Raw genomic sequence first — 26418 nt, forward strand, 5'->3', positions numbered from 1 at the left:
ATAATGGGAAGCTTTAAGCTGAATATTGATTTGAACAAGTACAAAAACATATTGGATAGCTCCGACTATATAGAATATAAAGGCAAGGTATCCAAAGTCGTGGGGCTTACCATTGAATCCAACGGACCGGAGGTAAATATCGGTGAGCTCTGCAAATTAAATGCCACCAGGGACAATAGGACCATCGATGCGGAAGTGGTTGGTTTCAGAGAGAACAAGGTGCTGTTAATGCCTTTGGGAGAAATGACCGGGATAGGTCCTGGAAGCGATGTTATCGCCACCGGCAGTCAGCTCAAGGTTGGAGTGGGAAAGAATCTTGTCGGAAGAGTGCTGGATGGTATGGGTAGACCTATCGATGACAAAGGAGACTTGGAAATAGACAGCTTCTATCCGGTAGACAGCAGACCTCCCCATCCGCTGCAAAGAAAGCGAATAACAGAACCTCTGCCTTTGGGAGTGAAGGCTGTGGACGGTTTGCTGACTGTGGGAAAAGGACAGAGAATTGGTATTTTTGCAGGAAGCGGCGTTGGAAAGAGTACGCTTCTGGGTATGTTTGCAAGGAATACTAAAGCCGATGTGAATGTCATCGCCCTCATAGGAGAGCGTGGAAGAGAAGTAAGGGAATTTATTGAAAAAGACCTGGGAGAAGAGGGTTTGGCGAGAACGGTAGTGGTTGTCGCCACATCGGATCAACCGGCGCTGATAAGACTTAAGGGTGCCATGGTGGCTACAGCAGTGGCGGAATATTTCAGGGACCAGGGAAAAGATGTATTGCTCATGATGGATTCCCTAACCCGTTTTTCCATGGCTCAAAGAGAGGTTGGCCTGGCTATAGGTGAACCACCGGTTTCAAGGGGGTATACTCCATCTGTTTTCTCTACACTGCCAAAGCTGCTGGAAAGGTCCGGAAACTCCCAGAAGGGATCGATAACCGGACTGTACACGGTGCTTGTGGATGGTGATGATCTCACGGAGCCTGTTACCGACGCTGCAAGGGGAATTTTGGATGGGCATATAGTACTTTCGAGGGATCTTGCCAATAAGAACCAATACCCGGCAATCGATGTGTTAGCCAGTGTAAGTAGGGTTATGTCTGATATAATCACTCCCGAGCATAAAAAGATTGCCAACGAAATCAAAAAGGTGATGGCAGTTTATAAAGATGCGGAGGACTTGATAAACATCGGAGCTTACACAAAGGGAAGCAATGAGAAGATCGATTATGCCATAGAAGTGATAGACAATATAATCGGCTTTTTGGAGCAGGAAACCCATGAGAAATTCACTTATGACGAAGTCATGGATTTGATGGGCAAGGTATTGAAGTAGTTATAAGCATGAATCCTGGGTTGCCGGATGGTGCTGAACCTGAAAGCAGCAGTAATGGCCGGAACTTATACTTAAGCATGGCGTGGTGATATTATGGCGAAGTTTGTATACAAGTTTGAGACAATTTTAAACTTGAAGGTGCAAATGGAAGACAGCCTTAAAAATGAACTGGGAAAGGCCTACAAAAAACTGGAGCATGAGAAGAACAAGCTCTTGGCTCTGGAAAATGAAAGGAAGGACCTTATCTCAGATTTCAATCAAAAATCTTCCACAGGAGTCTCTGCAGGAAAGCTTAGGGAATACGGTTCCTATATTGCACTGGTAAAGGATAGAATTGTGTATCAGAAGGATAATGTAAATTATAGCCAGTCAGTTGTCGATAAATGTAAGGAAAGGCTTATTAAGGCAGTTCAGGAAAAAGAAATGTTTGAAAAGCTTAAGGACAAGCAATACAAGGGATATGTTAAAGAGCAGTTTAAGAAGGACCAAAAGCTTGTTGACGAGATTGTAAGCTATAAACAGAATAAATTACTCGCAGGGGATAAAAATGGCTAAGATAATCAAAAATACAATGGAAAAAAATGCACAGAGTGCAAACCAAAAGGATGTCAAGAGCGCAAAAAAAGAAAAACTGAATGGGATATTGTTTGGCCTGGCCGCTTTTCTGGTGGCTACGGCAATTATGCTGGCTATTTTTGGGGGAGCCTTTTACTTTGTCATACATAACAATATAAATGGTTTGGGTGAAAAGTACAGGGATCAAATCATGGATATACCCCTACTGAACCTGGCACTTCCTGAGCCCCCTGACCCGGAAGATCCTAAATATCTTACAGAAGGCCAGTTGGTGAATAAGTATAATGAGATAAGAAAAGAAAGGGATAATCTGAAAACACAGATTGAGGAAACAGAGAAAAAGGTTTCTGAACTGACTGCGGAGCTGAGCAAATATAAGGATACGGCAAAGAAGCTGGAAGAAGAAAATGAGAATATAAAAAAGGATATGGAAGCCAGGAGGCTTGTCCTGGATGAGAGGGAAAAAAAGCTGGAAGAGGACAAGAAAAAGTTTGATGAACTGGTTGCAAATCAGGATACCAAAGGCTTCAAAGAATTTTTTGAAAATATGGATAAAGAAACAGCAACGAAGATTTATTCGGAAGTGGTTAAGCAGGAAGCTGCTGATGCTGAAGCAAAAAAGTTTGCTCAGCTGTACGAGAAAATGGATGCTGAAGCTGTAGCTGCGATATTGGAGCAATTAGGAGACAGCAAAATGGATCTGACGGTTAACATACTGAAAAACATGAAAAAAGAGAATTATGCAGCGGTTGTAGAAGCTATGAAACCTGAGTTTGCTGCAAAGGTGACCGATGAGATGTCAAAGTTATACCTGAAACAGCAAAACGACGGACAGTAGCTTTCATATAACAAGATGATTTTTGAAAGGGGGTGAAAATATGATAAATCAGTTTTATGCAATGATCCGGACAGCAGAGCCTTCCGTACCTGCTTCTTCAGGCAATAAGGCCAGTAGAACCACAGCGGATGAAGGAAGCCGGTTCAAGGATATTATGGATTCTAAACTAAACCGCAGCTCCAGAGTAAAATCCAGCGCAGACCAATTCAAAAGAAACCCGGTGGAAAAAGCGGAAGATGGTGCTGTTAATTCCGACATGGTCGGAAGACAGAAGGTTGAGAGCTATAGAGCACATCAAAACGCAAAAGCAGTAAGGAATACCGGCAATACGGAGAAAAAAGAGCCGGTTTATGAAAAGCCGGAGAGCATGGACGAAAAAAAGGATTTAGTAAAGAAATCGTCTAATGCTGCAGCTTTTGTAGAAGGTTTGGCACAAATCCTGGGTATGAACCCGCAGGATCTGGTTATGCTGCTGGAAAGTGCAGGAATAGAATTGTCGGATATGGCTGATGACCAAAAGGTGGGAGAGATAGCATCGAAGCTTGCGGAGTTCATGCAATTAAGTGAGTCCCAGGCAGATGCTCTCACCGATATCCTGAATTCAATGAAGAACCTAACCGTAAGTTCAGAGGAAGATGCCCAAGTCTTTTTTGAGAACAACAAAGGGGATGTCAACAGAAATTGGGTTAATGTTGACCATGAGAGGCTTACGGTGGTCAATAGGGAGAGAGTTTCCGACATATCCGAAATCATGGCTGAGTTTAAGTCAAAGCTTGCAGAGATGGGCACAGAAAACAGCGGAGTAGCTGCAGACACTGACGAAGAGTTGAATTTATCCAGTCCCTTAAAGGAAAATGTGAATTCAGAGGACAAAGCCATTACTACAGAGTACATGGCACCGGATTCTACAGATGAAGGATTGGAAGCTTTTGATGGTGATTCCCTGCAACAAGGTAGCTTGAATACCGATACCAAAAGCAAAGATCCATTGCAGAATGTCTTAGGAAAAGCCGTGTCAGAAGATAATCAGCAGGAAACAGACAGCATTGCGGATGCAGGTAATATTGCTGCTGGCAGCTTTGCAATAGGCACGTCAGAAAAGGCAGGATTTGAGGCCGTTAACAGGATGGCTGCTGAAAATGCACCGGTTTCTGCAAGGGAGATTTTAAATCAGATCGTTGAGAAAGCTGAAGCCGTGATAACCGGTGACAAGTCGGAGATGGTCATGGATTTAAAGCCTGATCATTTGGGCAAGCTTTCGTTGAAGCTTGTTACTGAGAATGGCATAGTAATGGCGAATTTTGTTGCAGACAGCCAACAGGTTAAAGAAGTGCTGGAAGCCAACATGCAGCTTCTGAAAAGTGCTCTGGAAAAGCAAGGCTTTATAGTACAGGGTTTCAATGTATCTGTCGGAAGTGATTCTCAAAAAGGATTGGAGAAAAGAAGCTTTGCCGGTGAAAGGACAACTGTGCATAGTGTCAGAAACAGAACTTATTCCGGCTTGACAGCAGGTAACGGATTAGTCATGACGAATATTCCGGAGAATTTGAATCCTTATATGAGAAGCGACAGCAGCATAGATCTTACGGCATGATTAAAATAAAGAGCAAAGGAGGTGCAATGTATGGCAACTAATCCGGTGGATAACCAAAGAACAATTCAACAGATTATAGACGGCTATTCAGAAACCACAGGTAAAAGAGATGTTTCCGGCAATTTGGGAAAGGACGATTTTCTAAATCTTCTGGTGACACAGCTCAGGTACCAGGATCCTTTAAATCCGGTGGATGATAAGCAATTCATTGCCCAGATGGCACAGTTCAGTTCCCTGGAGCAAATGCAGAATATGAGCAGCACGCTTACGAAGTCCCAGGCCTTTTCCCTTATAGGCAAATACATAACCGCCAATGTGACGGATTCGGAAACAAAGGAGGTTAAGGTTGCCGAAGGCCTTGTCTCCAGTGTAAAAATCAACAGCGGCAAAACTTATGTAGTGGTGAACGGACAGGATATAGAGGTGGATAAGATCACTGATGTGATGGACGAAAAGGTGGTAAACTCCTCCAACCTTGCAGCATATACAGGTCTTATAGGATTTGATGCCGAAGGTATCATATATGACCCTAACACTGCTGAATATGTCAGTGTCAAAGGATACATCAAATCAATACAGATGGGCTTGTATGAGAATTATGCAGTGATGGACGGTGTGGAAGCCGAAATCTCCAGCATCGTGACGGCAAACGGAGATATATCTTCCAATCCGGATAACATCAGGGATTATCTCAATGATCGCCTGCCGCCGCAGGATAACCGTGTCACCGTAATCGTAACAGACACCGAAAGCGGCAAAAAGGTGCCGGTGAGTGCAAAACTCAGAAGCTTCACTGAAACCAATGGTAAATTCAAGGTTGTACTGGATGAGGTTCTAGCTCCTGTTGACGGAATAACAAAGGTAATGAAACCCAGTCAAGAGACAACAAGTGAGGGTGCTTCAGAGGAAGAAGGCGTGGAATCAATATGACAGGGGGTGTTGTATGTGGCAGCAAACTACAATTACTTAAATAATATCGGGAGAATATCCAACAACAGCCACAGCATTCCAACTGTAAAAAGATCCGGACAGGGCAGGAGTGAATTCGGTAATATTCTGCAGGACAAGTTAAATGAGTGTAATGGCATCAAGTTTTCCAAGCATGCAGAAATGAGGCTTCAAATGCGGAATATTCAGCTAACTCAGCTCCAAAAGGAAAAGATAAGCAAAGCTATTGACAGGGCTGAAGACAAAGGAGTAAAGGATTCACTGGTGCTCATGGACAATCTGGCCTTTGTTGTAAACGTGAAAAACCGTACGGTAATAACGGCTGTTAACAGCAGTGAGCTGAAGGATAATGTATTCACCAACATAGACGGAGCAGTATTTGCATAAAGGAGAAAACCATTTATCACTCTAGCAATATTTTACTAACGAAAAGGATTGTTTAAAGCAGCCGGACCCATTCGGGAAGCTGCCTATTCCGGAACGACGGAAGGAATAGAAAACGAAGGAGGTCAATTAATTATGATGAGATCGATGTTCTCTGGTGTTTCAGGTCTTAGGGCCCACCAGACAAGGATGGATGTCATAGGTAATAATATCGCCAATGTAAACACTGTAGCTTTTAAATCAGGAAGGGTTACCTTCCAGGAAATATTCAGTGAAACATTGAGGGGTGCCAGCGCACCGAACCTGGAAACAGGAAGAGGTGGTACAAATCCAATGCAGATAGGCCTTGGATTGGGCGTTAATGCTATAGATACAATAATGACAAGGGGCAGCACGCAAAGGACGGACAACCCCACGGACTTGGCGATTGAAGGAGAAGGTTTCTTTATAGTACGTGGAGGAAGAGGAGATTCGTACAAATTTACCCGTGCAGGAAATTTCATACTGGACAAGCTGGGCAATTTGACAACCGGAGGTGGGTTGAACGTTTTGGGATGGGAGCCGGAACTAAATCCTGTTACCGGAGAATATGAATTCAACTCCGAATCAGAGCTGGTGGAACTGAATCTGCTGAATAAGCAGCTGATTGAGCCAAAGGCAACTACTAAAGCAGTTATGAAGGGAAATCTTGATGCAGGCTATGCTGCAGGGGATACCTTTTCAGCTCCCATAACAGTGTATGACAAGCAGGGTAATGCCTATGAGGTAAAGGCTATATTTACCAGGGAAGCCACTACTGCCACCGGAAGCCCATGGAATGTAACTTTCACTTATGGCGGAACTGCTGCAACCGGTAGCTTGCAGCTTGTTTTCGGCAAGGATGGAAGGCTGATATCAACCACAAATAATGTGAATGTTACAATAGATCTTCCTGATGATGCAGGGGTTGATGACCCTACATTTAATGTGGATTTTTCAAGCTTAACCATGTACGCTTCGGATTGTTCGGTGAAGACTAAGAGCGTTGACGGATACAAAGCAGGTACATTATCCACTTTCAGCATAGGTGCGGATGGAGTTATAACGGGAATATACAGCAATGGCGAGCAGCAGCCGCTGGGAATGATTGCACTGGCTACCTTTGATAATCCTGCCGGACTTCAGAAGCTGGGAGAAAACCTGTTCCTGCCCACAACGAACTCCGGAGATTTTGCAAAAGGAGTGAAGCCCGGTGTTGACGGTGCTGGTATGTTGAGTCCGGGTACTCTGGAAATGTCGAATGTTGATCTTTCCAGGGAGTTTACTGAGATGATAGTAACCCAAAGGGGTTTTCAAGCAAACAGCAGGATAATATCCACATCCGATGAAATGCTTCAAGAGCTGGTAAATATAAAGAGATAGTATAGCAGTAACAAGCCTCAGGCTGACGCCGAATTTTACGACGCAGCCTGAGGCTGATAATAAATAAGATTGAGTTTTCTTAAAATGGTATTATTAATAATAAATTAGCTGTCGAAAAGTGTTAGATAATATAAGCTATTGAAAAAATTGAGAGTGTAATGTTAGAATATTGTTGTATAGTTTTATACTTTACAAATTGCAGTGCCTTAAAGAGTAGTAAATTTTTAATTATTTTCGGATCTAAAGATAAAGGGGGCATGAATTTTGGAAGCTAGAGGAAAGGTCTTTACTATCATACTTTTAGTCATTATCGCAATTCTTGCATTAAGCCTTGTAGGGCTTGTCGGTTATATACTAGTGACAAACAACTCCAATTCGAATGGAGCAGATTCCGTTTCTATGGCAGGAACCATTGCAATCCCCTCGGATGATGAATTATCTTCCAAAATGTTATATGGGGAACCTGTTCTGCTCAACCTGAAAAGTGAAAATAATAAATCTTCAACTCCACCGGTTATAAAGCTTAACATAGAGTTGTTGTATTTCAAAAAAGTTAAGGGTGTGGACGTTGAAAATAAATTAACCATATATGATAAACGGATAAAAGAGCTTGTCAACACATATTTCCAGAACATGACACTGGAGGAAGCCAAAGATCCTGAAACTAAGAAAAAAGCCAGAAATGATCTTATAGAGAGCATAAACAAAATGCTGATAGAAAATGAAGGTACAAAAAGGCCAATTATCTATAATATTGTTTTTGATGAGTGGTTCTACACATAAGGAGGTGGCATTTCTGTGGGAGATATCTTGTCACAGAGTGAAATAGATGAACTGTTGAAAGCACTAAACACAGGTGAGATCGACGTTCAGCAGATGCAAGACAAGGACCAGCAAAAAAAGATAAAAGTTTATGATTTCAGCAGGGCCAACAAGTTTGCCAAGGACCACATCAAAACACTGCATATAATTAATGATACATATGCCAGGCTTATTACAAACTTCCTGTCAGGATATCTTAGAAATCTTGTTCAGGTGGATGTGCTTGAAGTACAGCCCATGTCATATTACGACTTCAGCAACTCCATAGCAAACCCTGCAATTCTGGCAATTATAGACTTTAATCCGCTGGCAGGATCTATTATTTTTGAGATGGACCCCAATATATCCTTTGCCCTTGTGGACAGGATTCTCGGTGGTAAAGGTTCATCGTTGGAAAAGGTAAGAGGGTTTACTGAAATTGAGCTGGCCATAATCGAGAGAATCATAATACAGATGTTGAATTTAATGAGAGAACCATGGGAAAATGTTCTGGAACTAAGGCCAAGACTTGAAAAAATTGAAACAAACGCACAGTTTGCCCAGATCATTTCCCCCAATGAAACAGTGGCCCTTATTACCCTGAGGACAAAAGTCGGCGAGGAAGATGGATTTATTAACATATGCATCCCCTACATAGTGGTGGAGCCTATAGTATCAAAACTAAGCACCCGTTACTGGTTTTCAAATATTGAAAAGACATCTACCAAGGAAACAAAAGAGGATATTGAGAATAAGATTCAAAACGTAAAGGTTCCTGTAAGAGCGGTGCTGGGAAGTACATCCCTTTCTCTGGGTGACATCATTGAACTTCAGGCCGGAGATGTAATTCCTTTGGAAACGAGTGTAAATGGGGAATTGAAAGTTATGGTTGGCGATCTGGAGAAATTTAAAGCAATACCTGGTGTCAGGAAGAATAAGGTTGCCATCAAAATAACTAGTATTGTAGAGACGGAGGTTGAATAAATGAGCGATATGTTAACTCAAGCAGAGATAGATGCTTTGCTAAATGGCAGTTCACTAGCATCATCCGATAGCGGTGGAGATAAAAGCGCAAAGGCCGACGTATTGTCACCACAGGAAATAGATGCTCTTGGCGAGATTGGAAATATCAGTATGGGAACTTCGGCCACTACTCTGTTTACTTTGCTAGGTCATAAGGTTTTGATTACAACGCCGGAGGTCAAAGTTACCAACTGGACCGAAATGGCTCAGGAATATGCTAAAGGTTATGTAGCGGTAAAGGTAGAATATACTCATGGCATGACCGGAACCAACTTGCTTATATTAAAAGAAGATGACGTAAAGATTATTACTGACATAATGATGGGTGGTGAGGGCAAAAAGTCGGACGAAGAACTGAATGACCTGCATCTTAGTGCCATCAGCGAAGCAATGAATCAAATGATAGGTTCGGCCGCTACATCCATGTCCTCCATGTTCAACAAGAGAATTGACATATCACCTCCCAGCGCATTTAAAATGGATTTTAATAAAGTTCATCCTTCCGGTGATATAAATGAATCGGACGAACTGGTGAAGGTTTCATTTAAAATGGTGGTTGGTGATTTGATAGACAGCAGGATAATGCAGATCATCCCTGTCAGTTTCGCCAAAACTCTTGTAAGTAACTTGTTAAGTGCTTCTGATGAAAGCGAGGTCAAGAATAATCCTGGCAATAATGCGGCATCGCCACAGGCAAAGATTCAGCCTGACATGAGCAGCGCGACTCCGATGCAAACTGCTCCACAGACTCCGATGCAGGCTGCTCCACAGCAGATGAATATGAATATGCAGGGAAGCAGTCAATCCTATGGCGCCGGCATGCAATATAACCAGGACTTTGCTTTCAATCAAAGAAATGGATATATGCAGAACGACCAGGGGGGGGTGTATCGTGAACCTCAAGCAAACAGAGCACCGGTTAATGTTCAACCGGCACAGTTCCAGAGCTTTGATGAAAGTCCTATCCCTGTAGATAAGAAAAACATCGGATTGATAATGGATGTTCCACTTGAGGTTACCGTTGAGCTGGGAAGGACAAATAAGCTTATAAAGGAAATCCTGGAATTTAGCACCGGTACAGTGATTGAACTGGATAAGATCGCAGGAGAACCTGTAGATATTTTAGTAAATGGAAAGCCTATTGCAAAGGGCGAAGTAGTTGTAATAGATGAAAGCTTTGGTGTAAGAGTGACAGACATATTACATCCTTCCAAAAGGCTGTAATTTTATAAAGAAATATTCCTTGTGGTGCCACTAGAACTTAGAATATTTAAAAGGGGAGATTATAATGGGTAAAAGAATATTAGTAGTTGATGATGCAGCATTTATGAGAATGATGATCAAGGATATTTTGACAAAGAACGGCTATGAGGTAGCCGGTGAAGCTGAAAATGGAGCAAAAGCCGTAGAAAAATACAAGGAACTGAATCCCGACCTGGTGATCATGGATATAACAATGCCTGAAGTTGACGGTATACAGGCTGTTAAAGAGATAAGAAAGATAAATGGCGAATCCAAAATAATAATGTGCTCTGCTATGGGGCAGCAGGCCATGGTTATAGAATCAATCCAGGCTGGAGCAAGGGATTTTATTGTAAAGCCCTTCCAGGCTGAGAGGGTTATAGAAGCAGTTAAGAAAGTAATCGGATAAAAAAATGGAGAGTATTGTTAAAGTTTTAGGATTGTTTTTAATATTTGGATCCGTTTTATTTCTTGCCTATGTCACCACAAGATATATAGGAACGAGATCAAGAAAAGCCGGGCAGGGTAAATATATAAGCATTATAGACACTGTAAGCCTCGGGATGGACAAGCAACTGCATCTGGTGCGGGTGGACAAACAGTTTGTGCTTATAGCCACCACCGGAAAAAGTGTTGAGCTTTTAACCAAACTGAATATTGAGAATTTTGATTTTGATGCCGCTGAAGAGGAAAACACAGGAGGCATTGAATTTGTAGGCTTTCTGGAGAAGTATGCCCGGGTTTATAAAGATAAGCTCTCCAGGAAGGATACGAGCGTGGCTGGGGATGACGAGTCAGCATTGAACAAGGATGCCTATTTAATAAAAAGAAATCTTGAGAAGCTGAAATCATTGAACAGCAAAGCTTATATCAATGATGGAAAAGATGGGAATGACTTTACAAATGAAAAATAAAAAGATAAGGTTTATACTGATTACTATTATACTTATTGCTTTCTTTATGGCATTTTCTGCAGTTGCTTATGCAGATACTACCATTCCATCCTTTAAATTCGGCTTTGATGTTGAGCCTGCCCAAAGCGCGCAGGAGGTATCTACTACAGTTCAAGTGCTGATAATGCTGACCATTCTGTCCCTTGCACCATCCATCCTCATAATGATGACTTCTTTCACAAGAATAATCATAGTGCTTTCCTTTTTACGAAATGCACTGGGGACGCAGCAGATGCCTCCAAATCAAGTCTTGATAGGGTTGGCATTGTTTTTGACATTATATATTATGACTCCGGTGGGAACCCAAATAAACAATGAGGCCCTGCAGCCTTTCAATAGAGGTGAAATAACACAGGCAGAGGCCTTGGATAAATCATCGGATATTATAAAATCGTTTATGTTGGGTCAGATGGGAAAGGATAGCGGAAAGGACCTGGAGTTATTCATAAGGTTGGCGAAAATAGAAACACCGGTGGAAGATCCTCTGGATCTGCCTCTTACCGTGGTAATACCTGCATTTATACTTAATGAGCTTACAATTGCATTTAGATTCGGTTTTCTCTTGTATTTGCCTTTTTTAGTAATCGACATGGTCGTTGCCAGTACTTTGATGTCAATGGGTATGATGATGCTTCCTCCTGTAATGATATCACTGCCGTTTAAAGTGCTGCTTTTTATTTTGGTAGGAGGCTGGAACCTGTTGACGCAGACGATACTTGAAAGCTTTTTAGTAAAATAATGCAAAAGAAAAGAGGTCAACATTATGAATGAGGCGACAATAATAGAACTTGGTCAAAAGGCTCTTCAGGTAGTTATCTATGTGTCGGCACCCATGCTGGGATTAAGCCTTATTGTTGGGCTTGCTGTAAGCATATTTCAGGCAACAACGCAGATCCAGGAACAGACGTTATCATTTATACCGAAGATATTGGCAGTGATTGCCAGCATAGCGTTGTTCGGTTCATGGATGTTAACTGTTCTGATAGAGTATACCAGGAATCTTTATTTAAATATAAATAATTTAATAAGATAAGCTATAAGATGGAGACAATATGAATATATTTTCCGGAATGGTTCTAATTAGTTTTGAAACATTCCTTCTGGTTTTTGTGAGAATGACAGGGCTTTTTGTTATAGCACCGATTTTTGGAAGGCAAAACGTTCCAACCCATACCAAGATCGGTTTTGCCTTCTTCAATGCGTTAATACTGGTAAATACGGTTTCGCTGCAAAAAGCCGATATGGACGCCGGCATCTTTGAATACGCTCTGTTGGTGGGGAAGGAGTTTCTGGTAGGCGTGGCCATCGGATATGTGGCGTACATGTTTTTTTCCGCCATATACACTGCAGGGCAGCTGATCGACACTCAGATTGGCTTCGGAATGGTCAATGTTTTGGATCCGCTTAGCAATATACAGATTTCGGTTACATCAAACTTCTACTATATAATGTGCATGCTGGTTTTCTTGACTATAAAAGGACATCATGCGCTGATTAAAGCACTTTTTGACAGTTACAGCCTTATACCGATAGGTAAGGCTGCTTTCAACGATATACTGCTGAATGATCTGTTAAGGATTTTTGCTGAAACGTTTTCAATAGGATTCAGGATATGTGCCCCCGTCACAGCTGCAATTATTGTGGTGGACGTAGCGCTGGGTATCATATCGAAGTCCATACCGCAAATTAATGTTTTTGTAGTCGGAATACCATTGAAGCTCATTGTCGGTATGGCACTTTTGATAATCACATTACCATACTTTATGTCCCTTATTAAGAGCCTAACAGCATTGATAAACAGCGAAACAATGAATATATTGAAGGATCTGGTGCCTGCTAAATGAAACTGATATTCAAAAGGAATACGGGACAAGGTTTGTATAAGAGTTATGTAGGTTTACCGCGCATAAACCTGCAGCTTTTTGCAAATGATGAGAAAACCGAGAAGCCAACTCCTAAAAGAAGAAGAGATGCGCGTAAAAAGGGACAGGTTTTTCAAAGCCGGGAGATTACCAATGCCGTTATGCTGATATCTTTGTTTTCAGGCTTAAAGGTATTTGGTGGAAACATATATTATGAGGTATCAAATTTTGCAAGAAGGATATTGACGGAATATCCGAAAATTGAAGGATTGTATACGGTAAAATCATTATCCATGCTTTTTTTTGAAGCGGTGGGGGTTTTACTGAAAGCGTCGGCACCACTTTTTGCCATTGCAGTGGTTACAGGTTTGGTGTCAGGATTTGCCCAGGTGGGATTCCTGTTCACTACGGAAACACTGGGTTTTAAATTTAGCAGGATCAACCCTGCCAGTGGAATAAAAAGGCTTTTTTCCTTACGGGCATTGACAGAGCTTTTAAAGTCCTTGATAAAAATTTCAATAATAGGCTATGTAGCATACTCATATTTAAGGAGTGAAGAGGAAAACATCATAAACACCATAAATACGGATGTTATGAGTTCAGCGATGTATATCGGAGCTACTTCCATAAATATGGCGGTGAGAATTTGCATAGCTCTTCTGATCCTGGGAGCGCTGGATTATCTGTATCAGTGGTGGGAATATGAAAAAAGCCTGAGGATGACAAAACAGGAAATAAAGGAAGAATACAAGATGACGGAGGGCAATCCTCAGATAAAATCAAAAATAAGGCAGAAGCAAAGACAGATATCCATGAGAAGGATGCTGCAGGATGTGCCCAAAGCAGATGTCATTATAACCAACCCTACTCACCTTGCAGTAGCTATAAAGTATGATGCGGAGGTTTCCGATGCCCCGGTTGTTTTGGCAAAGGGACAGGATTATATGGCGCTGCGAATTAAAGAAAAAGCCCGGGAGCACGAGGTGGAAATTGTGGAAAACAAGCCTCTGGCCAGGGCATTGTATGAATCGGTGGAGATAGGAGAGGCCATACCGCCACAGTTGTATCAGGCAGTCGCAGAGGTGCTGGCTTTTGTTTACAGCCTGAAACAGCCAAAGGTGAAAACATAGCCGGCAGATGCCGGATTAATGAATAAAAGCTTAGTAACAAATGATAAAATGGGGGTCAAATAAATCAGATGAAATTTGGTAGCCTTGCAGTACCTCTTACATTGGTAGCAGTAATTTTAATGCTTATTGTTCCTATTCCAGGATCAATTCTGGATGTGCTTATTGTCATCAATGTTGCATTGACGCTAATACTATTGCTGAATACGGTATATATGAAAAGTGCGCTGGAGATGTCTACTTTCCCGTCGCTGCTTGTTTTTACCACATTATACCGGCTGTCGCTTAATGTAGCTGCTGCAAAGCTTATCTTGGGTGAAGGCGAAGCAGGAAAGATCATTTACGGATTCGGAACCTTTGTAACCGGAGGCGGAGATGACTCCAGCAGCGTTGTTGTAGGATTCATAACATTTATAATCATCATGATCGTCAACTTCATGGTTATTACTAAAGGTGCGGAAAGGGTGGCTGAGGTAACAGCGAGATTTACTCTCGATGCCATGCCCGGTAAGCAGATGGCTATAGATGCCGATCTGAACACAGGTCTTATCAATGAAGCGGAGGCCAAGGAAAGACGAAAAGAAATTCAGAAGGAAGCAGATTTTTACGGCGCGATGGATGGTGCCAGCAAGTTTGTTAAAAACGATGCCATATCAGGAATACTGATAACTGTTGTAAATATCGTCGGTGGCCTGGTGTTGGGCATGGTCATGAGAGGCGAAGACCTTACCTATGCTCTCAATACTTATATAATCCTGGCGATCGGTAATGGTCTGGTAGGCCAAATACCTGCGGTTATGATCTCTACCGCCACCAGTATGATAGTAACCCGGTCCGGTTCAGGTACGGACATAAGCCAGGACTTGACAAAGCAGCTTTTCAACAATCAGAAAGTTATGTTTATAGCTTCCGCGGTGTGCGTTGTATTATCCTTCTTCCTGCCGACGCTGCCTTTCCTGCTTATAGCTTCAATACTTGCCTATGCAGGATACAGGCTTAAAAAAGGACAGGAAGACGTGCACAAGCAAGAGGAAATACAGGTTACTGAAACTGAAGTTGAAAACATACGAAAACCCGAGAATGTTGTGTCCCTGCTCCAGGTTGACCCCATAGAGCTGGAGTTCGGATACAGCATAATCCCTTTGGCTGATGTAAATCAGGGGGGTGACCTTCTGGACAGGGTAGTCATGATCCGAAGGCAGCTTGCTCTTGAACTGGGTATGATAGTGCCGGTAATAAGGCTGAGGGATAATATACAATTGAATCCAAACCAATACATCATAAAGATAAAGGGCGTAGAGGTGGCCGGAGGTGAAGTGATGTCCGACCATTTCATGGCAATGAATCCCGGAACAGTGGAAGAGGAGATCAATGGAATAAAAACCACGGAGCCTGCTTTTGGGCTGCCGGCCATCTGGATTACTGAAAGCCAGAGGGATAAAGCCGAAATGTACGGTTACACAGTGGTAGATACCCCATCGATCATAGCAACACATCTTACCGAGGTCATTAAGAAGTACGCCCATGAATTGACCGGCAGACAGGAAGTGCAGAAGATTATCGATGCGGTTAAGGAAAATTATCCTGCCATCGTGGAAGAACTGGTGCCGAAGATCATGACCATCGGAGAAATCCAGAAGGTGTTGGCAAACCTGTTAAAAGAAGGCGTATCTATAAGAGATATGGTAACTATATTGGAGACTTTGGCAGATTATGCTCCGGTTACCCATGACACGGACATGCTTACCGAGTATGTCAGACAAGCTTTGGGAAGAGCAATCTCCAAGAAGTTTTTCAGCGATAATAATGCCAATGTAATAACGTTGGATCCAAACCTGGAGCAGGTGATTATGGATTCCCTGCAAAGAACCGATCACGGCAATTACCTTGCATTGGACCCTTCGGTATCAAATAAAATTTTGAGCAATCTGTCAAAGCAAGTGGAAAAATTGGTTCGATTGGGACAGCAGCCGATAATTTTGGCATCACCGGTTGTAAGGCTGTACTTTAAACGCCTGACGGAGCAAGTATTGCCTGGGTTGATAGTACTGTCTTACAACGAATTGGATCCGGGACTGGAAATACAAGCGGTTGGGACGGTGAGTGTGTAATATGATAATCAGGCGTTATCTTGGAAAAAACACGCAGGAAGCCATGCTGAAAGTAAAGATGGACCTTGGCAGTGAAGCTATGATACTGAATACCAGAAAGGTAAAGAGAAAAGGTCTGAAAAACCTTTTTGCAAAACCGATGATAGAAGTACTGGCCGCTGTTGATTCCGAGTACCCGGCAAAAAAAGATACAATAAAAATCGATAAAAAGATAGAAAATTCTATGCCAGGTGCTATATATAAAAATAATCCTGACAAAAAAGAGGAAAAAATTGCACTTTTAGAGAATAAAGTAAGTAATATTGAAACTATACTGAAAAAAATATATCAACATCTTCAGCTTGATAAGACAGAGGAGGATGCGGAATACAAGGATTCAAAGGATCAAGGCACGAATGTTATGGACATTTTTTACGACAATCTGGTGAATAACGATGTGGAACCTGAGGTTGCCAGAAAAGTAATCAGCTTGGCTTGTTCCAGAGTGCAAAACACATCCGATGTAAATAGCGCAGCAGCAGCCTTATTCAGCACCGTAAGCAGTATTCTTGGAAAACCTAATGTCATCAGGTTAAGGGAAGATGGAAAGCCTTCAGTTGTTATGTTTGTCGGACCAACCGGTGTGGGAAAGACTACGACCATCGCGAAAATTGCTGCTTCCTATTCGATAGGAAAAAAGAAGAATGTAGGATTGATAACTGCCGACACATACAGGATTGCTGCTGTAGAACAGCTTAGAACCTATGCGGATATATTAGGAGTTCCGCTCAGTGTCGCTTACTCGGTAAAGGAAATACATGATGCCATAGAAGCATTTTCAGATAAAGACCTGATACTGATTGATACTACTGGCAGAAACCATAGAAACAAAGCTCAGTTTGACGAGCTTAAGAATTGTATTGAATCCGTAAATGCAGATGAAGTCTATCTGCTGCTAAGTGCGACGACAGGTGTAAATAACTGCAGGGATGTATTGAACAACTACAGCTTCCTGAAAAATTACAAGCTGATATTTACAAAACTGGATGAAGCGCTTACGCCGGGGATTATATTAAATGCGAAATTTAAAAGCAATATGGATATTTCATATATTACCAACGGACAGAGCGTGCCTGATGACATCGAGGAAGCTGACGTTGAAAAAATAACTAAGATGCTGTTGGGGAGCATAGTAAAATAATGGATCAGGCAGAAAAACTAAGGAAGATAATTGAGGGTCTAAGAATTAAACGGACAGAAAACCAGGTGGAAAAAAGAGTTATTCCCCAAAAAAAGAAAGCCAGGGTCATTACAGTGACCAGCGGCAAAGGCGGAGTAGGAAAAACGAATATTTCAATAAATCTTTCTATTTCGCTGGGAAGACTGGGGTATAAGGTATTGATAATAGATGCCGATTTTGGCTTAGCAAACATAGATGTTTTGTTTGGCGTCATCCCGAAGTATTCACTGGCGGATGTGATAAGAGGAGAAAAAAACATATATGAAGTTCTGTCCGACGGGCCGGAAGGTATAAAATTCATTTCCGGAGGTTCCGGAGTAGAAGAGCTGGCAAAATTGGACAAGGAACAGCTGGATAATTTCATAGAGAATGTGTCGCTCCTGGACGAAGAGTTTGACATCATACTCATCGATACAGGAGCAGGGCTTTCAGATAGTGTAATGAAGTTTGTGATGGCAGCCGATGAAGTATTGCTGGTTGTGACCCCAGAGCCGACTTCCGTAACGGATGCTTATGCTCTGATAAAAATGATTTCAAGAAGGGACAGCAGCAAAATAATCAAGCTTATAATCAACAGGGCAGAGAACCTGGAAGAAGCTAATCAAATAATTGATAAGATAACAATGGTGACAAGCAAATTCCTGGCGATGAAGCTGTTTTCCCTGGGATATGTATTGCAGGATGAGGCGGTATCAAAAGCTGTAAAGCAGCAGCAGCCTTTGGTAATGGCATATCCGAGGAGCCACGCTGCAAGGCTTATAATGGAGATGTCCTCAAGGCTTGCCGGGGTGGATCAGGAAGCAGCCGTAAAAAATGTAAGCGGTATGAGGAGCTTTGTAAGCAAGCTGGTGAGCTTCCTGAATAATTAACGGCGAAAAAGCTGTATTACGGAAAAGTAGCTTGTACGAGGGAGGTCATATGAAACTTACTGATTTGATAGCTGGAACAAAGCTGCAGTTAGAAGTATTGGAGCAAAACGGTAAGGATGTAAATAACGTATTTGTCAGTGAGGTCGAATGGGTTGAAGATGATAAGAACCTTGTTATAGCAGCGCCGATATACGAAGGTAATATTTATCCTCTTCCCATAGGCACTCGTATTAATTTATATATCTTCTTCAAGAAAAGGCATTCAGACATAACCGAGTTATATGCTTGCGGAGCAATAGTGGTGGAAAGGGATAGCAAGCAAAAGATTGCCACATTGAAGGTAAAAATTACCGGTGAGCTGATAAAGATACAAAGACGTCAATATTTCCGATTCGATTGTACACTGCCGGTAAAGTACAGGATAGTTAATGAAGAAGGCAACAATGATCCAGGTATGGGTGAAACAGAGGCAAAGGCGATTCCTCTAAAGGATGCCGTGACAAGGGATATAAGCGGTGGAGGAGTTTGCATAGCTCTGGAGGAAAATGTTGAGAAGGGAACCGTACTGGAGCTTTATATAGATCTTGGAAAAGAAGAAAACATGAATTTTATAGGAAAAGTTGTAAGGGTAGAGAGAAAAGATATTTCGGAAATATACAAATATGAAGCAGGAATAGCTTTTGAAGCTATTGATGATAAAGAGAGAGAGAAGATCATCAGATTTATCTTTGATGAACAGAGAAAGCTCAGAAAAAAAGGATTGATTTGATCTTATATGACATGTGAAAAAGAGGACAAGCATAAAGGTGTCAAAGCAGTTGTTGCTGTCGGGACATCTACAGGAGGCCCAAAGGCCTTGTTGGAGATACTTCCGAATATACCTTCCGATTTTCCGGCAGCGATTGTAATCGTACAGCATATGCCTGGCGGATTTACCAAGTCCCTGGCAGAAAGGTTGAACAATCTGTGTGAGATAACCGTAAAGGAAGCGGAGGAAGGAGATATATTGCAGCCAGGCTGGGCTTACATAGCTCCGGGAGGCTATCATATGATGTTTGAGACACCGGGAGACAGCAATATAGTGATCAAGCTCTCCAAGGAGCCGCCAGTGAACGGACACCGGCCGTCTGTAAATGTCATGATGAAATCCCTGTCGGACACCGGAATAAAGAACGTTGTCGGAGTCATACTCACAGGGATGGGAAAGGACGGCAGTGAAGGGATAAAGGCAATAAAGAACAAAAATAAAGGCTTTATAATAGCGCAAGATGAAAATTCCAGTGTAGTTTATGGGATGCCAAAAGGAGCAGTTCAAACCGGAGCAGTGGACGTAGTATTGCCGCTTAATGAAATAGCCTATGAGATAGTTAAATATGTAGGGGGTGTCTAAAAAATGGATATGAATCAATATCTTGAAATCTTTATCGATGAATCAAAAGAGCACTTACAGAATCTTAATGATGGCATGCTGCAGTTGGAGAACAACCCTGAGGACACCGGAGTAGTCAACGACATCTTCAGGTCCGCCCATACTTTAAAAGGTATGGCTGGGACAATGGGTTTCAACAGGATGTCTGTTCTGACCCACGATATGGAGAATGTGCTTCATGCTTTGCGCAGTAATGAGATAAAAGCCACATCAGAACTCCTTGACCTTTTGTTCAAATGCCTGGATGCTCTGGAGTATTATATCGATAATATAGTCAATACCGGTAGTGAAGGAGAAAATGACTTTAATGATATCATAAGGGCATTAAATGAGGCACTAAGCGGAGGAAGCGGCATAGCCAGCGCCAGCCAGACGACGGGTGAAAAGTCTTCGGAAGGCACGGCAGAAAAAGGGGTTTCCCAGGACAAACCGACGATTAACATTGACCAATACGAGCAGAATGTCATTAATAAGGCTATTGAAGAAGGAATGAATGCATACCAGATAAGCATAAGCCTGAGTAAAGGGTGTGTGCTAAAGTCTGCGAGAGCCTTTATAATATTCCAGACCCTGGAAAGAAACGGTGAGATAATAAAATCCATTCCCAGCACAGAAGATATTGAAGATGAAAAGTTTGATTTTGAGTTCACGGTGGTATTAATCACTAATAGCAATTCTGAGCAGCTGAAAAAAGAACTGAACAGTATTTCCGAAGTGGAATCGATTTCTATATTAGAATTGGCATCAAAACCTGTTGATGCAACAGGGGCTCCGGAAGGGCTGCGAAAGACTTCTGAATCAGCCGACACAAAGCAAGAAGAAAAATCCGGTTCAGCCGGCACCCGCAGTGATAACAGCAATAAGGCGAATAAGGCCGGAAAGACGGTCAGGGTAGACATAGGCAGGCTGGATGTGCTGATGAATCTTGTAAGCGAGCTGATCATCCAGAAAACAAGGCTGGAGGATATCGGCGCTTCAGGTAATTCCGGCAATTCAAATGCTTACAATGAGGCTTTGGAGTCCTTGGAAAGAATTACCACCGACTTGCATGATGCCGTCATGAAGGTCAGGATGGTACCTGTGGAATCGGTGTTTAACAGATTTCCAAGAATGATAAGGGACATATCCAGAGAGCTTGGAAAAGATATCAATCTGACTATGTCCGGTGAAGATACTGAATTGGACAGAACCGTCATAGACGAGATCGGCGATCCCCTGATACATTTGCTGAGGAACTCTGCAGACCATGGTTTGGAATCGGCGGAAGAGAGGGAGAAGGCCGGCAAGCCAAGAACAGGTAAAATCAGCCTGAAGGCTTATCAGGACGGAAATAACGTAATTATTGAAGTGGCTGATGACGGCCGTGGCATAGATATTGAAAAAGTACGGAGAAAGGCCATAGAAAAAGGGCTGGTCAACAAAGACATAGCTAATAGCTTATCCAAAGAAGAGATTGTGGATTTCCTTTTTAAGCCAAGCTTCAGCACTGCAGATAAAGTTACCGATCTTTCGGGAAGAGGTGTTGGCCTGGATGTTGTGAAAACCAAAATTGAAGCCCTGGGTGGCAGTGTGGAAGTAGAAACGGAGCAGGGAGTGGGCAGCCGTTTCATAATACGCCTTCCGCTCACTCTTGCAATAATACAGGCGCTTATGGTTGTGGTTGGTAATGAAAAGTATGCAATACCGCTCAATAATATAAAAGAGATTGTCAGAATTGCTCCCGAAGAAATTAAGTTGGTTCAAGACCAGGAAGTATTTCTGCTCAGGAATACCTTGGTACCTTTAGTAAGGCTCGATAAAGCGCTGGACATAGAAAGTGAAGCAGGTACTAAAAAGAATCTTACAGCGGTCATAGTAAGAAAGGGAGAAAAATTGTCGGGTCTTGTGGTGGATTCTCTGTTAGGACAGCAGGAAATCGTACAGAAGTCCCTGGGCAAATTGCTTTCAAAAATAAGGATTTTGGCAGGAGCCACTATTCTGGGAGACGGAAATGTTGCTCTGATATTGGATGTTAATTCACTGGTATAGTTGCGTGAGTTAAAAGATGACAATCCTTGGCTGGCGAAGGTGTTGATAAAGGAGGTAGCTTAAAATGGAAGAATCAGTTGTTTCGAGCGTTAACCAGTTTATTGTGTTCAAACTCGGGGACGCGGAATATGGTATGAATATTCAGGACATATCAACCATAGAGCAGGTAATGCCGACTACTAGAGTTCCCAAAACGCCGGATTACCTAAAAGGTGTTATAAACTTAAGGGGAGATGTAATACCTGTAATAGATATGAGAAAAAGGTTCAACCTCCCTCCGGCGGAAGAAACCGAAGATACGAGAATAATAATAGTGAAAGCCGGAGAAGTGACTGCAGGATTAATTGTGGATTCAGTATCGGAGGTATTGCGGCTGGATGGAAGTTCCATAGAAAATGTCGCAAACTTCACCAATGAGATTCATGCAGAGTATATCACCGGAGCCGGAAAAGTTGGGGACAGGATAGTTACACTGCTCGATACCGAAAAGATTGTAACACTGGAATAAATAATATAGTTCAGAGGTGTACGGTATATGGCAATAAGCATAGATGATCTTAACTGCCTTCATATTGATGTGCTTCGTGAGATCGGTAACATAGGCTCCGGGAACGCTGCTACTGCTCTGGCAAAAATGCTGGATAAGAAAGTCGACATGGACGTGCCCAAGGTAAAGATTCTCGAGTTCAGGGATGTGACTGAAATTCTAGGCGGTGCAGAAATTCTGGTGGTAGGGATTCTGCTGAAAGTCACCGGCGATTTGACCGGAAACATGATGTTCATATTGGAGGAAAAATCGGCGCATTTGCTGGTGGATATCCTCATGGGAAGATCCGAACATAGCATCGATAAGGCAGGCGGATTTGATGAAATTGAAGCTTCGGCTTTGAGGGAGATTGGCAATATTCTTGCGAGCTCTTACCTCTCTGCCTTGACTTCACTTACCGGATTGAAAATAATACCGTCAGTTCCGGAAATGGCAATAGATATGGCCGGTGCTATTCTGAGTGTTCCGGCTATACAGTTCGGAAGCGTAGGTGACACTGTCCTTTATATAGAAACGGAGTTTTTCGAGGGTAGTAAAAAAGTAGTCGGTGACTTTTTTCTGGTACCCGATGTGGAGTCTTATGATATATTATTAAAAGCATTAGGAGTTATAAGCTGATGGGGAATGACATTCTGATAAAAGTAGGAATGGCCGACTTACGAGCAGCAAGCGATCCCAGCATTCTAACCACATTGGGATTAGGTTCTTGTGTAGGGGTTGCGCTGTATGATGTATATACAAAGACTATCGGGTTAGCCCATGTGATGCTTCCCTCCAGCTTGCAGGCCAGGAATAATTCGAATGTGGCAAAATTTGCGGATACCGCGATTGTAAAGCTTCTGGAAGATATGAAGAAGCTGGGCGCAAAACCCAACGGTATTGTTGCCAAACTGGCCGGAGGCGCTCAAATGTTTAGTTTTGCGGAAACATCGGAGATGCTGCGTATAGGAACTAGAAATGTCATTGCAGCAAAAGAGTGCCTTAAAGAATTGAACATTCCTGTAGTTGCAGAAGACACGGGCGGTAATTTCGGACGGACGATTGAGCTATATTCGGACACCGGTATATTGCTGATTAAAACGATAGGTCATGGTACAAAGCAAATTTAATTGCTTTAAAGCTTAACCATGGTACATGCAATTATATCGATATCAAATTATGAAATCTGATTGGTATTTCATACCGAATTGCTTAAGTGATAATACAAGGTATTGAGAGGAAAGGACAATGGGATATATACAAAAGATACCGTTCATATTGGGGACGCTTATGGCGATCATTACAGGTATTGTCAGTTTTGAATACGGGATCGAGCCGCAGGAGATATACATAAAAATGGCAATATCCATGATTGTATTTTTCACGATAGGCGTCTTTATAAGGAGTACTATACAGAAGACGGCTGATGAATATAATGAGAAAATAAGAAAAATGCAAGAGGAAGAAGAAAAGAAAAAGGCTGAAGAAGAAAATATTAACAAGAAGGACAATGAAAAAAAGGAGAACCAGGACTTGAAAAATCCCAAGCCATCGGCCGTAAATTATTCAGTCAATGACAAGATGGATGATTTTGAACCATTGAAAATAAGTGAGGTTATCAGGAGTGAAATAAAAAAGTAATCTCAAACTGTATGTTGGAATGGTCGTTTAAACTAAAGAAAAATAAGTTAAGTGGAGGATTTTAATGTCATCTAATAATAAGCAAATGGAGCTGTGGAAAGAATACAGCAGCACTAAGGATCCTTCTATCAGAGAAAAGCTGATTCTTGAATATTCGCACCTGGTCAAGTTTATTGCTGGAAGATTGAGCATTTATTTCGGAGCGAATGTTGAATATGACGATCTGGTGGGATTTGGCATATTTGGCTTGATTGACGCGATAGAGAAATTTGATGTAAAAAAAGGAGTCAAATTTGAAACATATGCTTCTTTAAGAATAAGAGGATCAATAATAGACAGCATGAGGGAATTGGATTGGGTACCCAGATCATTAAGACAAAAAAGCAAAGAGATGGAGAAGGTATATGCGGAGCTGGAAAATGAATTAGGGCGTTCCGCTACAGATCAGGAAGTTGCGGACAGGCTGGGAATTACCACGGATGAATTGAGTAAGAGGTTGAATGATGTAAATGTTTCATCCATGGTTTCCTTGGAAGAGTTTTTGGAGCAAAACTATGAAATCGGAGTGGATGTGCCCAATGTAAACAAGGATGATTTGCCAGAAGATTACATAGAAGCAGCTGAGCTTAGCGAAATTCTTGGAAATGCGATAGATAAACTGCCGGAAAAGGAAAAAATAGTGGTCTCTTTGTACTATTTTGAAGAATTGACATTAAAGGAAATAAGTGCAATAATGAAGGTATCAGAGTCCAGGGTATCCCAACTGCATACAAAAGCTATCCTCAGGTTGAAGGGAAAATTGGCCAGGTATAAGTCGTCACTAGATAATAATTGACTTGTAGAATACAGGATATTATGTGTTAGGAGGATAAAAATATGCCTTATCCGGAATCCAAATCTGAAAAAAAGAGTATAAATGATGGGTTTTTCGAAATCAAATTCTTTGAAAACGGCATATATCTTGTTGTATATCCACCCCTTGAAAAAGGAAGAAAAGTTGAAGTTAATGATGTCATACAAAAGCTCGAAAAAAAGAAGATTAAGGATTATGACAGGAACAGCATTGAATTGGCAGTTGCAAAGGCCGATAAAATACCTGTCCCGATAGCTCCTGCTCAGGAGGAAGCGATAATTGACGCATCAGCGACTGTCACCATTTCTTCCGACAAGATGAAGGCATACATCACCCTCACCCCTCCGGAAGGCGGAAGTAAGATCACACTGGAAGCTCTGCAAAAAGTTTTGGCTGAAAATTCTGTCGTTCATGGGATAAATACGGACTATCTACAAAAGATAGCAGAATTTCCCGTATATGAAGAAATGCTCTGTGTTGCGGAAGGAACACCACCAGAACAAGGGCAGGATGGAAAAGTAGAATTCTTTTTTGAGACGAGTGACGAGTTTAAACCCACAGTGCTGGATGACGGCAGGGTTGATTTCAGGGAACTGAACAAGATTAAAAATGTAAAAAAAGACCAGGTGCTTTGCGTACTTATTCCACCAACCAACGGAGTTCCTGGAAAAACTGTGACAGGGGTAGAGATCCCGGCTAAGCCAGGTAAACCTGCCACATTGCCCAAAGGAAAGAATGTGAGGATTTCACCGGATGAACAAAGTCTTTTATCTGACATAGACGGCCAGGTTTCACTTATTGACGGCAAAGTAAGCGTTTTTTATACCTATGAAGTGCCAGCCGATGTGGACAATTCAACCGGAAACATTACTTTTTTGGGAAATGTGATAGTCAGAGGTAATGTATTATCCGGTTTTTCCATTGATGCCGGCGGTAGTGTTGAGGTGTGGGGTGTTGTCGAAGGTGCTGTTATAAGAGCCGGAGGTGACATAATTCTCCGAAGAGGTATGCAAGGCCTTGGAAAAGGAATGCTGATAAGCGAAGGAGATATAATTGCCAGGTATATAGAAAACAGTAACATCCAGGCTAAAAATAATATAAAGGCAGAAGCGATAATGCACAGCAATGTGAAGTGCGGCAATATCTTGGAACTTGGCGGAAGAAAGGGATTGCTGGTGGGAGGAACCTGCAAGGTCGGAAAGGAAATCATTGCAAAGGTTATCGGTTCGTACATGTCAACAGCTACCGATGTTGAGGTTGGCATGGACCCTACCCTCAGGGAGAGGTACAAAGCTTTGCGGGAAGAGTTGGAGCAGATGGAAAATGATTTACGGAAGACCGAACAGGCCATTTCACTGCTGAAGAGGCTGGCTTCCCTGGGACAGCTTAGCAAGGACAAGCAGGATATGCTGGAAAGAAGTTTACGCACGAGGGAATTTTATAACAATCGCATTAGCGAAATATATGAGGAGCTTCCCGTGCTGGATGCCAAATTGCAGCATGATTCCAGCGGAAAGGTCCGTGTATACAATTTTCTCTACCCGGGTGTGAGGATTGCAATAGGCAGTTCATCCAGGAGCTTTAAGGAAACCCTCCAGTATTGTACGATATACCGGGATGGAGCAGATATAAGAGTGGGGGCTATAGACAAATAGGAAAAGTCC

The 26418-nt window shown here is 42.1% G+C and carries 28 protein-coding genes; all 28 read left to right on the plus strand.

Going from position 1 to position 26418, the window contains the following annotated elements:
* The first annotated feature begins 3 nt into the window (after nt 1-3).
* A complete protein-coding gene (gene fliI / locus CDO33_RS07750) occupies nt 4-1329 on the plus strand; it encodes a flagellar protein export ATPase FliI (protein ID WP_103080672.1) in 1326 nt (441 codons plus the stop codon).
* A gap of 93 nt (nt 1330-1422) precedes the next feature.
* A complete protein-coding gene (gene fliJ / locus CDO33_RS07755; protein ID WP_103080673.1) occupies nt 1423-1884 on the plus strand; it encodes a flagellar export protein FliJ in 462 nt (153 codons plus the stop codon).
* The gene (locus CDO33_RS07760) at nt 1877-2743 is read left to right on the plus strand and encodes a MotE family protein (protein ID WP_103080674.1); all 867 of its coding nucleotides are present in this window, start codon (nt 1877-1879) and stop codon (nt 2741-2743) included. The genes fliJ and CDO33_RS07760 overlap by 8 nt, the downstream gene beginning before the upstream one ends.
* A gap of 40 nt (nt 2744-2783) precedes the next feature.
* Nucleotides 2784-4337 (plus strand): flagellar hook-length control protein FliK, encoded by a 1554-nt coding sequence (locus CDO33_RS07765; protein WP_103080675.1) that lies wholly within the window; start codon nt 2784-2786, stop codon nt 4335-4337.
* A 30-nt stretch (nt 4338-4367) separates the two neighbouring features.
* Nucleotides 4368-5267 (plus strand): flagellar hook capping FlgD N-terminal domain-containing protein, encoded by a 900-nt coding sequence (locus CDO33_RS07770; protein ID WP_103080676.1) that lies wholly within the window; start codon nt 4368-4370, stop codon nt 5265-5267.
* A 15-nt stretch (nt 5268-5282) separates the two neighbouring features.
* Entirely contained in the window at nt 5283-5672 is a 390-nt protein-coding gene (locus tag CDO33_RS07775) for a TIGR02530 family flagellar biosynthesis protein (protein ID WP_103080677.1), read from the plus strand.
* Nucleotides 5673-5804: 132 nt separating this feature from the next.
* On the plus strand, nt 5805-7070 hold the full coding sequence (locus tag CDO33_RS07780; RefSeq protein WP_103080678.1) for a flagellar hook protein FlgE: 1266 nt from the start codon (nt 5805-5807) through the stop codon (nt 7068-7070).
* A 264-nt stretch (nt 7071-7334) separates the two neighbouring features.
* Nucleotides 7335-7853 (plus strand): flagellar basal body-associated FliL family protein, encoded by a 519-nt coding sequence (locus tag CDO33_RS07785; RefSeq protein ID WP_103080679.1) that lies wholly within the window; start codon nt 7335-7337, stop codon nt 7851-7853.
* Between the two features lie 15 nt (nt 7854-7868).
* Nucleotides 7869-8855, plus strand: coding sequence for a flagellar motor switch protein FliM (fliM, locus tag CDO33_RS07790; RefSeq protein WP_103080680.1), 987 nt, complete (start codon nt 7869-7871; stop codon nt 8853-8855).
* Nucleotides 8856-10118 (plus strand): flagellar motor switch phosphatase FliY, encoded by a 1263-nt coding sequence (gene fliY, locus CDO33_RS07795; protein ID WP_103080681.1) that lies wholly within the window; start codon nt 8856-8858, stop codon nt 10116-10118.
* A gap of 64 nt (nt 10119-10182) precedes the next feature.
* Nucleotides 10183-10545 carry a response regulator gene (locus CDO33_RS07800; RefSeq protein ID WP_103080682.1) on the plus strand — a complete coding sequence of 121 codons (363 nt, stop codon included), beginning with the start codon at nt 10183-10185 and terminating at the stop codon, nt 10543-10545.
* A 4-nt stretch (nt 10546-10549) separates the two neighbouring features.
* A complete protein-coding gene (locus tag CDO33_RS07805) occupies nt 10550-11050 on the plus strand; it encodes a flagellar biosynthetic protein FliO (RefSeq protein WP_103080683.1) in 501 nt (166 codons plus the stop codon).
* Nucleotides 11040-11828 (plus strand): flagellar type III secretion system pore protein FliP, encoded by a 789-nt coding sequence (gene fliP, locus CDO33_RS07810; RefSeq protein ID WP_103080684.1) that lies wholly within the window; start codon nt 11040-11042, stop codon nt 11826-11828. The genes CDO33_RS07805 and fliP overlap by 11 nt, the downstream gene beginning before the upstream one ends.
* 24 nt (nt 11829-11852) lie before the next feature.
* Nucleotides 11853-12122 (plus strand): flagellar biosynthesis protein FliQ, encoded by a 270-nt coding sequence (gene fliQ / locus CDO33_RS07815; RefSeq protein ID WP_103080685.1) that lies wholly within the window; start codon nt 11853-11855, stop codon nt 12120-12122.
* Nucleotides 12123-12159: 37 nt separating this feature from the next.
* Nucleotides 12160-12933 carry a flagellar biosynthetic protein FliR gene (fliR, locus tag CDO33_RS07820; RefSeq protein WP_242974852.1) on the plus strand — a complete coding sequence of 258 codons (774 nt, stop codon included), beginning with the start codon at nt 12160-12162 and terminating at the stop codon, nt 12931-12933.
* Nucleotides 12930-14081, plus strand: coding sequence for a flagellar biosynthesis protein FlhB (gene flhB / locus CDO33_RS07825; protein ID WP_103080687.1), 1152 nt, complete (start codon nt 12930-12932; stop codon nt 14079-14081). The genes fliR and flhB overlap by 4 nt, the downstream gene beginning before the upstream one ends.
* Nucleotides 14082-14149: 68 nt before the next feature.
* Complete coding sequence (flhA, locus tag CDO33_RS07830) at nt 14150-16189, plus strand: flagellar biosynthesis protein FlhA (RefSeq protein WP_103080688.1); 2040 nt, start codon at nt 14150-14152, stop codon at nt 16187-16189.
* 1 nt (nt 16190) lies between these two features.
* Nucleotides 16191-17369, plus strand: coding sequence for a flagellar biosynthesis GTPase FlhF (flhF, locus tag CDO33_RS07835; RefSeq protein ID WP_103080689.1), 1179 nt, complete (start codon nt 16191-16193; stop codon nt 17367-17369).
* A complete protein-coding gene (locus CDO33_RS07840) occupies nt 17369-18277 on the plus strand; it encodes a MinD/ParA family protein (RefSeq protein WP_242973362.1) in 909 nt (302 codons plus the stop codon). Before flhF ends, CDO33_RS07840 begins: the two co-directional genes overlap by 1 nt.
* A 49-nt stretch (nt 18278-18326) precedes the next feature.
* Nucleotides 18327-19046: a flagellar brake protein gene (locus CDO33_RS07845; protein ID WP_103080691.1), complete on the plus strand. Its 720-nt coding sequence runs from the start codon at nt 18327-18329 to the stop codon at nt 19044-19046.
* Between the two features lie 6 nt (nt 19047-19052).
* A complete protein-coding gene (locus tag CDO33_RS07850; RefSeq protein ID WP_103080692.1) occupies nt 19053-19667 on the plus strand; it encodes a CheB methylesterase domain-containing protein in 615 nt (204 codons plus the stop codon).
* A 3-nt stretch (nt 19668-19670) separates the two neighbouring features.
* Complete coding sequence (locus tag CDO33_RS07855) at nt 19671-21734, plus strand: chemotaxis protein CheA (protein WP_103080693.1); 2064 nt, start codon at nt 19671-19673, stop codon at nt 21732-21734.
* A 64-nt stretch (nt 21735-21798) separates the two neighbouring features.
* Nucleotides 21799-22242, plus strand: a complete 444-nt coding sequence (locus tag CDO33_RS07860; protein WP_103080694.1) for a chemotaxis protein CheW — start codon at nt 21799-21801, stop codon at nt 22240-22242.
* A 27-nt stretch (nt 22243-22269) separates the two neighbouring features.
* Nucleotides 22270-22899: a chemotaxis protein CheC gene (locus CDO33_RS07865; protein WP_103080695.1), complete on the plus strand. Its 630-nt coding sequence runs from the start codon at nt 22270-22272 to the stop codon at nt 22897-22899.
* Nucleotides 22899-23390, plus strand: coding sequence for a chemotaxis protein CheD (locus CDO33_RS07870; RefSeq protein WP_103080696.1), 492 nt, complete (start codon nt 22899-22901; stop codon nt 23388-23390). Before CDO33_RS07865 ends, CDO33_RS07870 begins: the two co-directional genes overlap by 1 nt.
* 118 nt (nt 23391-23508) lie before the next feature.
* Complete coding sequence (locus CDO33_RS07875) at nt 23509-23901, plus strand: hypothetical protein (RefSeq protein ID WP_103080697.1); 393 nt, start codon at nt 23509-23511, stop codon at nt 23899-23901.
* 64 nt (nt 23902-23965) lie between these two features.
* Entirely contained in the window at nt 23966-24736 is a 771-nt protein-coding gene (locus tag CDO33_RS07880) for a FliA/WhiG family RNA polymerase sigma factor (RefSeq protein WP_103080698.1), read from the plus strand.
* Between the two features lie 41 nt (nt 24737-24777).
* Nucleotides 24778-26409, plus strand: a complete 1632-nt coding sequence (locus CDO33_RS07885; RefSeq protein ID WP_103080699.1) for a DUF342 domain-containing protein — start codon at nt 24778-24780, stop codon at nt 26407-26409.
* Nucleotides 26410-26418 lie beyond the last annotated feature (9 nt).

It is taken from the genome of Clostridium thermosuccinogenes (genome assembly GCF_002896855.1).
Taxonomy (GTDB): Bacteria; Bacillota; Clostridia; order Acetivibrionales; family DSM-5807; genus Pseudoclostridium; species Pseudoclostridium thermosuccinogenes.

Coding starts and splice junctions, on each gene's coding strand:
- fliP (WP_103080684.1), top strand. CDS start 11,040: ATGAAAAATAAAAAGATAAGGTTTATACTGATTACTATTATACTTATT.
- fliY (WP_103080681.1), top strand. CDS start 8,856: ATGAGCGATATGTTAACTCAAGCAGAGATAGATGCTTTGCTAAATGGC.
- flhB (WP_103080687.1), top strand. CDS start 12,930: ATGAAACTGATATTCAAAAGGAATACGGGACAAGGTTTGTATAAGAGT.
- CDO33_RS07870 (WP_103080696.1), top strand. CDS start 22,899: ATGGGGAATGACATTCTGATAAAAGTAGGAATGGCCGACTTACGAGCA.
- fliJ (WP_103080673.1), top strand. CDS start 1,423: ATGGCGAAGTTTGTATACAAGTTTGAGACAATTTTAAACTTGAAGGTG.
- fliI (WP_103080672.1), top strand. CDS start 4: ATGGGAAGCTTTAAGCTGAATATTGATTTGAACAAGTACAAAAACATA.
- CDO33_RS07880 (WP_103080698.1), top strand. CDS start 23,966: ATGTCATCTAATAATAAGCAAATGGAGCTGTGGAAAGAATACAGCAGC.
- CDO33_RS07765 (WP_103080675.1), top strand. CDS start 2,784: ATGATAAATCAGTTTTATGCAATGATCCGGACAGCAGAGCCTTCCGTA.
- CDO33_RS07805 (WP_103080683.1), top strand. CDS start 10,550: ATGGAGAGTATTGTTAAAGTTTTAGGATTGTTTTTAATATTTGGATCC.
- CDO33_RS07850 (WP_103080692.1), top strand. CDS start 19,053: ATGACATGTGAAAAAGAGGACAAGCATAAAGGTGTCAAAGCAGTTGTT.
- CDO33_RS07760 (WP_103080674.1), top strand. CDS start 1,877: ATGGCTAAGATAATCAAAAATACAATGGAAAAAAATGCACAGAGTGCA.
- CDO33_RS07845 (WP_103080691.1), top strand. CDS start 18,327: ATGAAACTTACTGATTTGATAGCTGGAACAAAGCTGCAGTTAGAAGTA.
- CDO33_RS07885 (WP_103080699.1), top strand. CDS start 24,778: ATGCCTTATCCGGAATCCAAATCTGAAAAAAAGAGTATAAATGATGGG.
- CDO33_RS07865 (WP_103080695.1), top strand. CDS start 22,270: ATGGCAATAAGCATAGATGATCTTAACTGCCTTCATATTGATGTGCTT.
- CDO33_RS07875 (WP_103080697.1), top strand. CDS start 23,509: ATGGGATATATACAAAAGATACCGTTCATATTGGGGACGCTTATGGCG.
- fliQ (WP_103080685.1), top strand. CDS start 11,853: ATGAATGAGGCGACAATAATAGAACTTGGTCAAAAGGCTCTTCAGGTA.
- CDO33_RS07860 (WP_103080694.1), top strand. CDS start 21,799: ATGGAAGAATCAGTTGTTTCGAGCGTTAACCAGTTTATTGTGTTCAAA.
- CDO33_RS07840 (WP_242973362.1), top strand. CDS start 17,369: ATGGATCAGGCAGAAAAACTAAGGAAGATAATTGAGGGTCTAAGAATT.
- fliR (WP_242974852.1), top strand. CDS start 12,160: ATGGTTCTAATTAGTTTTGAAACATTCCTTCTGGTTTTTGTGAGAATG.
- CDO33_RS07780 (WP_103080678.1), top strand. CDS start 5,805: ATGATGAGATCGATGTTCTCTGGTGTTTCAGGTCTTAGGGCCCACCAG.
- CDO33_RS07800 (WP_103080682.1), top strand. CDS start 10,183: ATGGGTAAAAGAATATTAGTAGTTGATGATGCAGCATTTATGAGAATG.
- flhF (WP_103080689.1), top strand. CDS start 16,191: ATGATAATCAGGCGTTATCTTGGAAAAAACACGCAGGAAGCCATGCTG.
- CDO33_RS07770 (WP_103080676.1), top strand. CDS start 4,368: ATGGCAACTAATCCGGTGGATAACCAAAGAACAATTCAACAGATTATA.
- flhA (WP_103080688.1), top strand. CDS start 14,150: ATGAAATTTGGTAGCCTTGCAGTACCTCTTACATTGGTAGCAGTAATT.
- CDO33_RS07855 (WP_103080693.1), top strand. CDS start 19,671: ATGGATATGAATCAATATCTTGAAATCTTTATCGATGAATCAAAAGAG.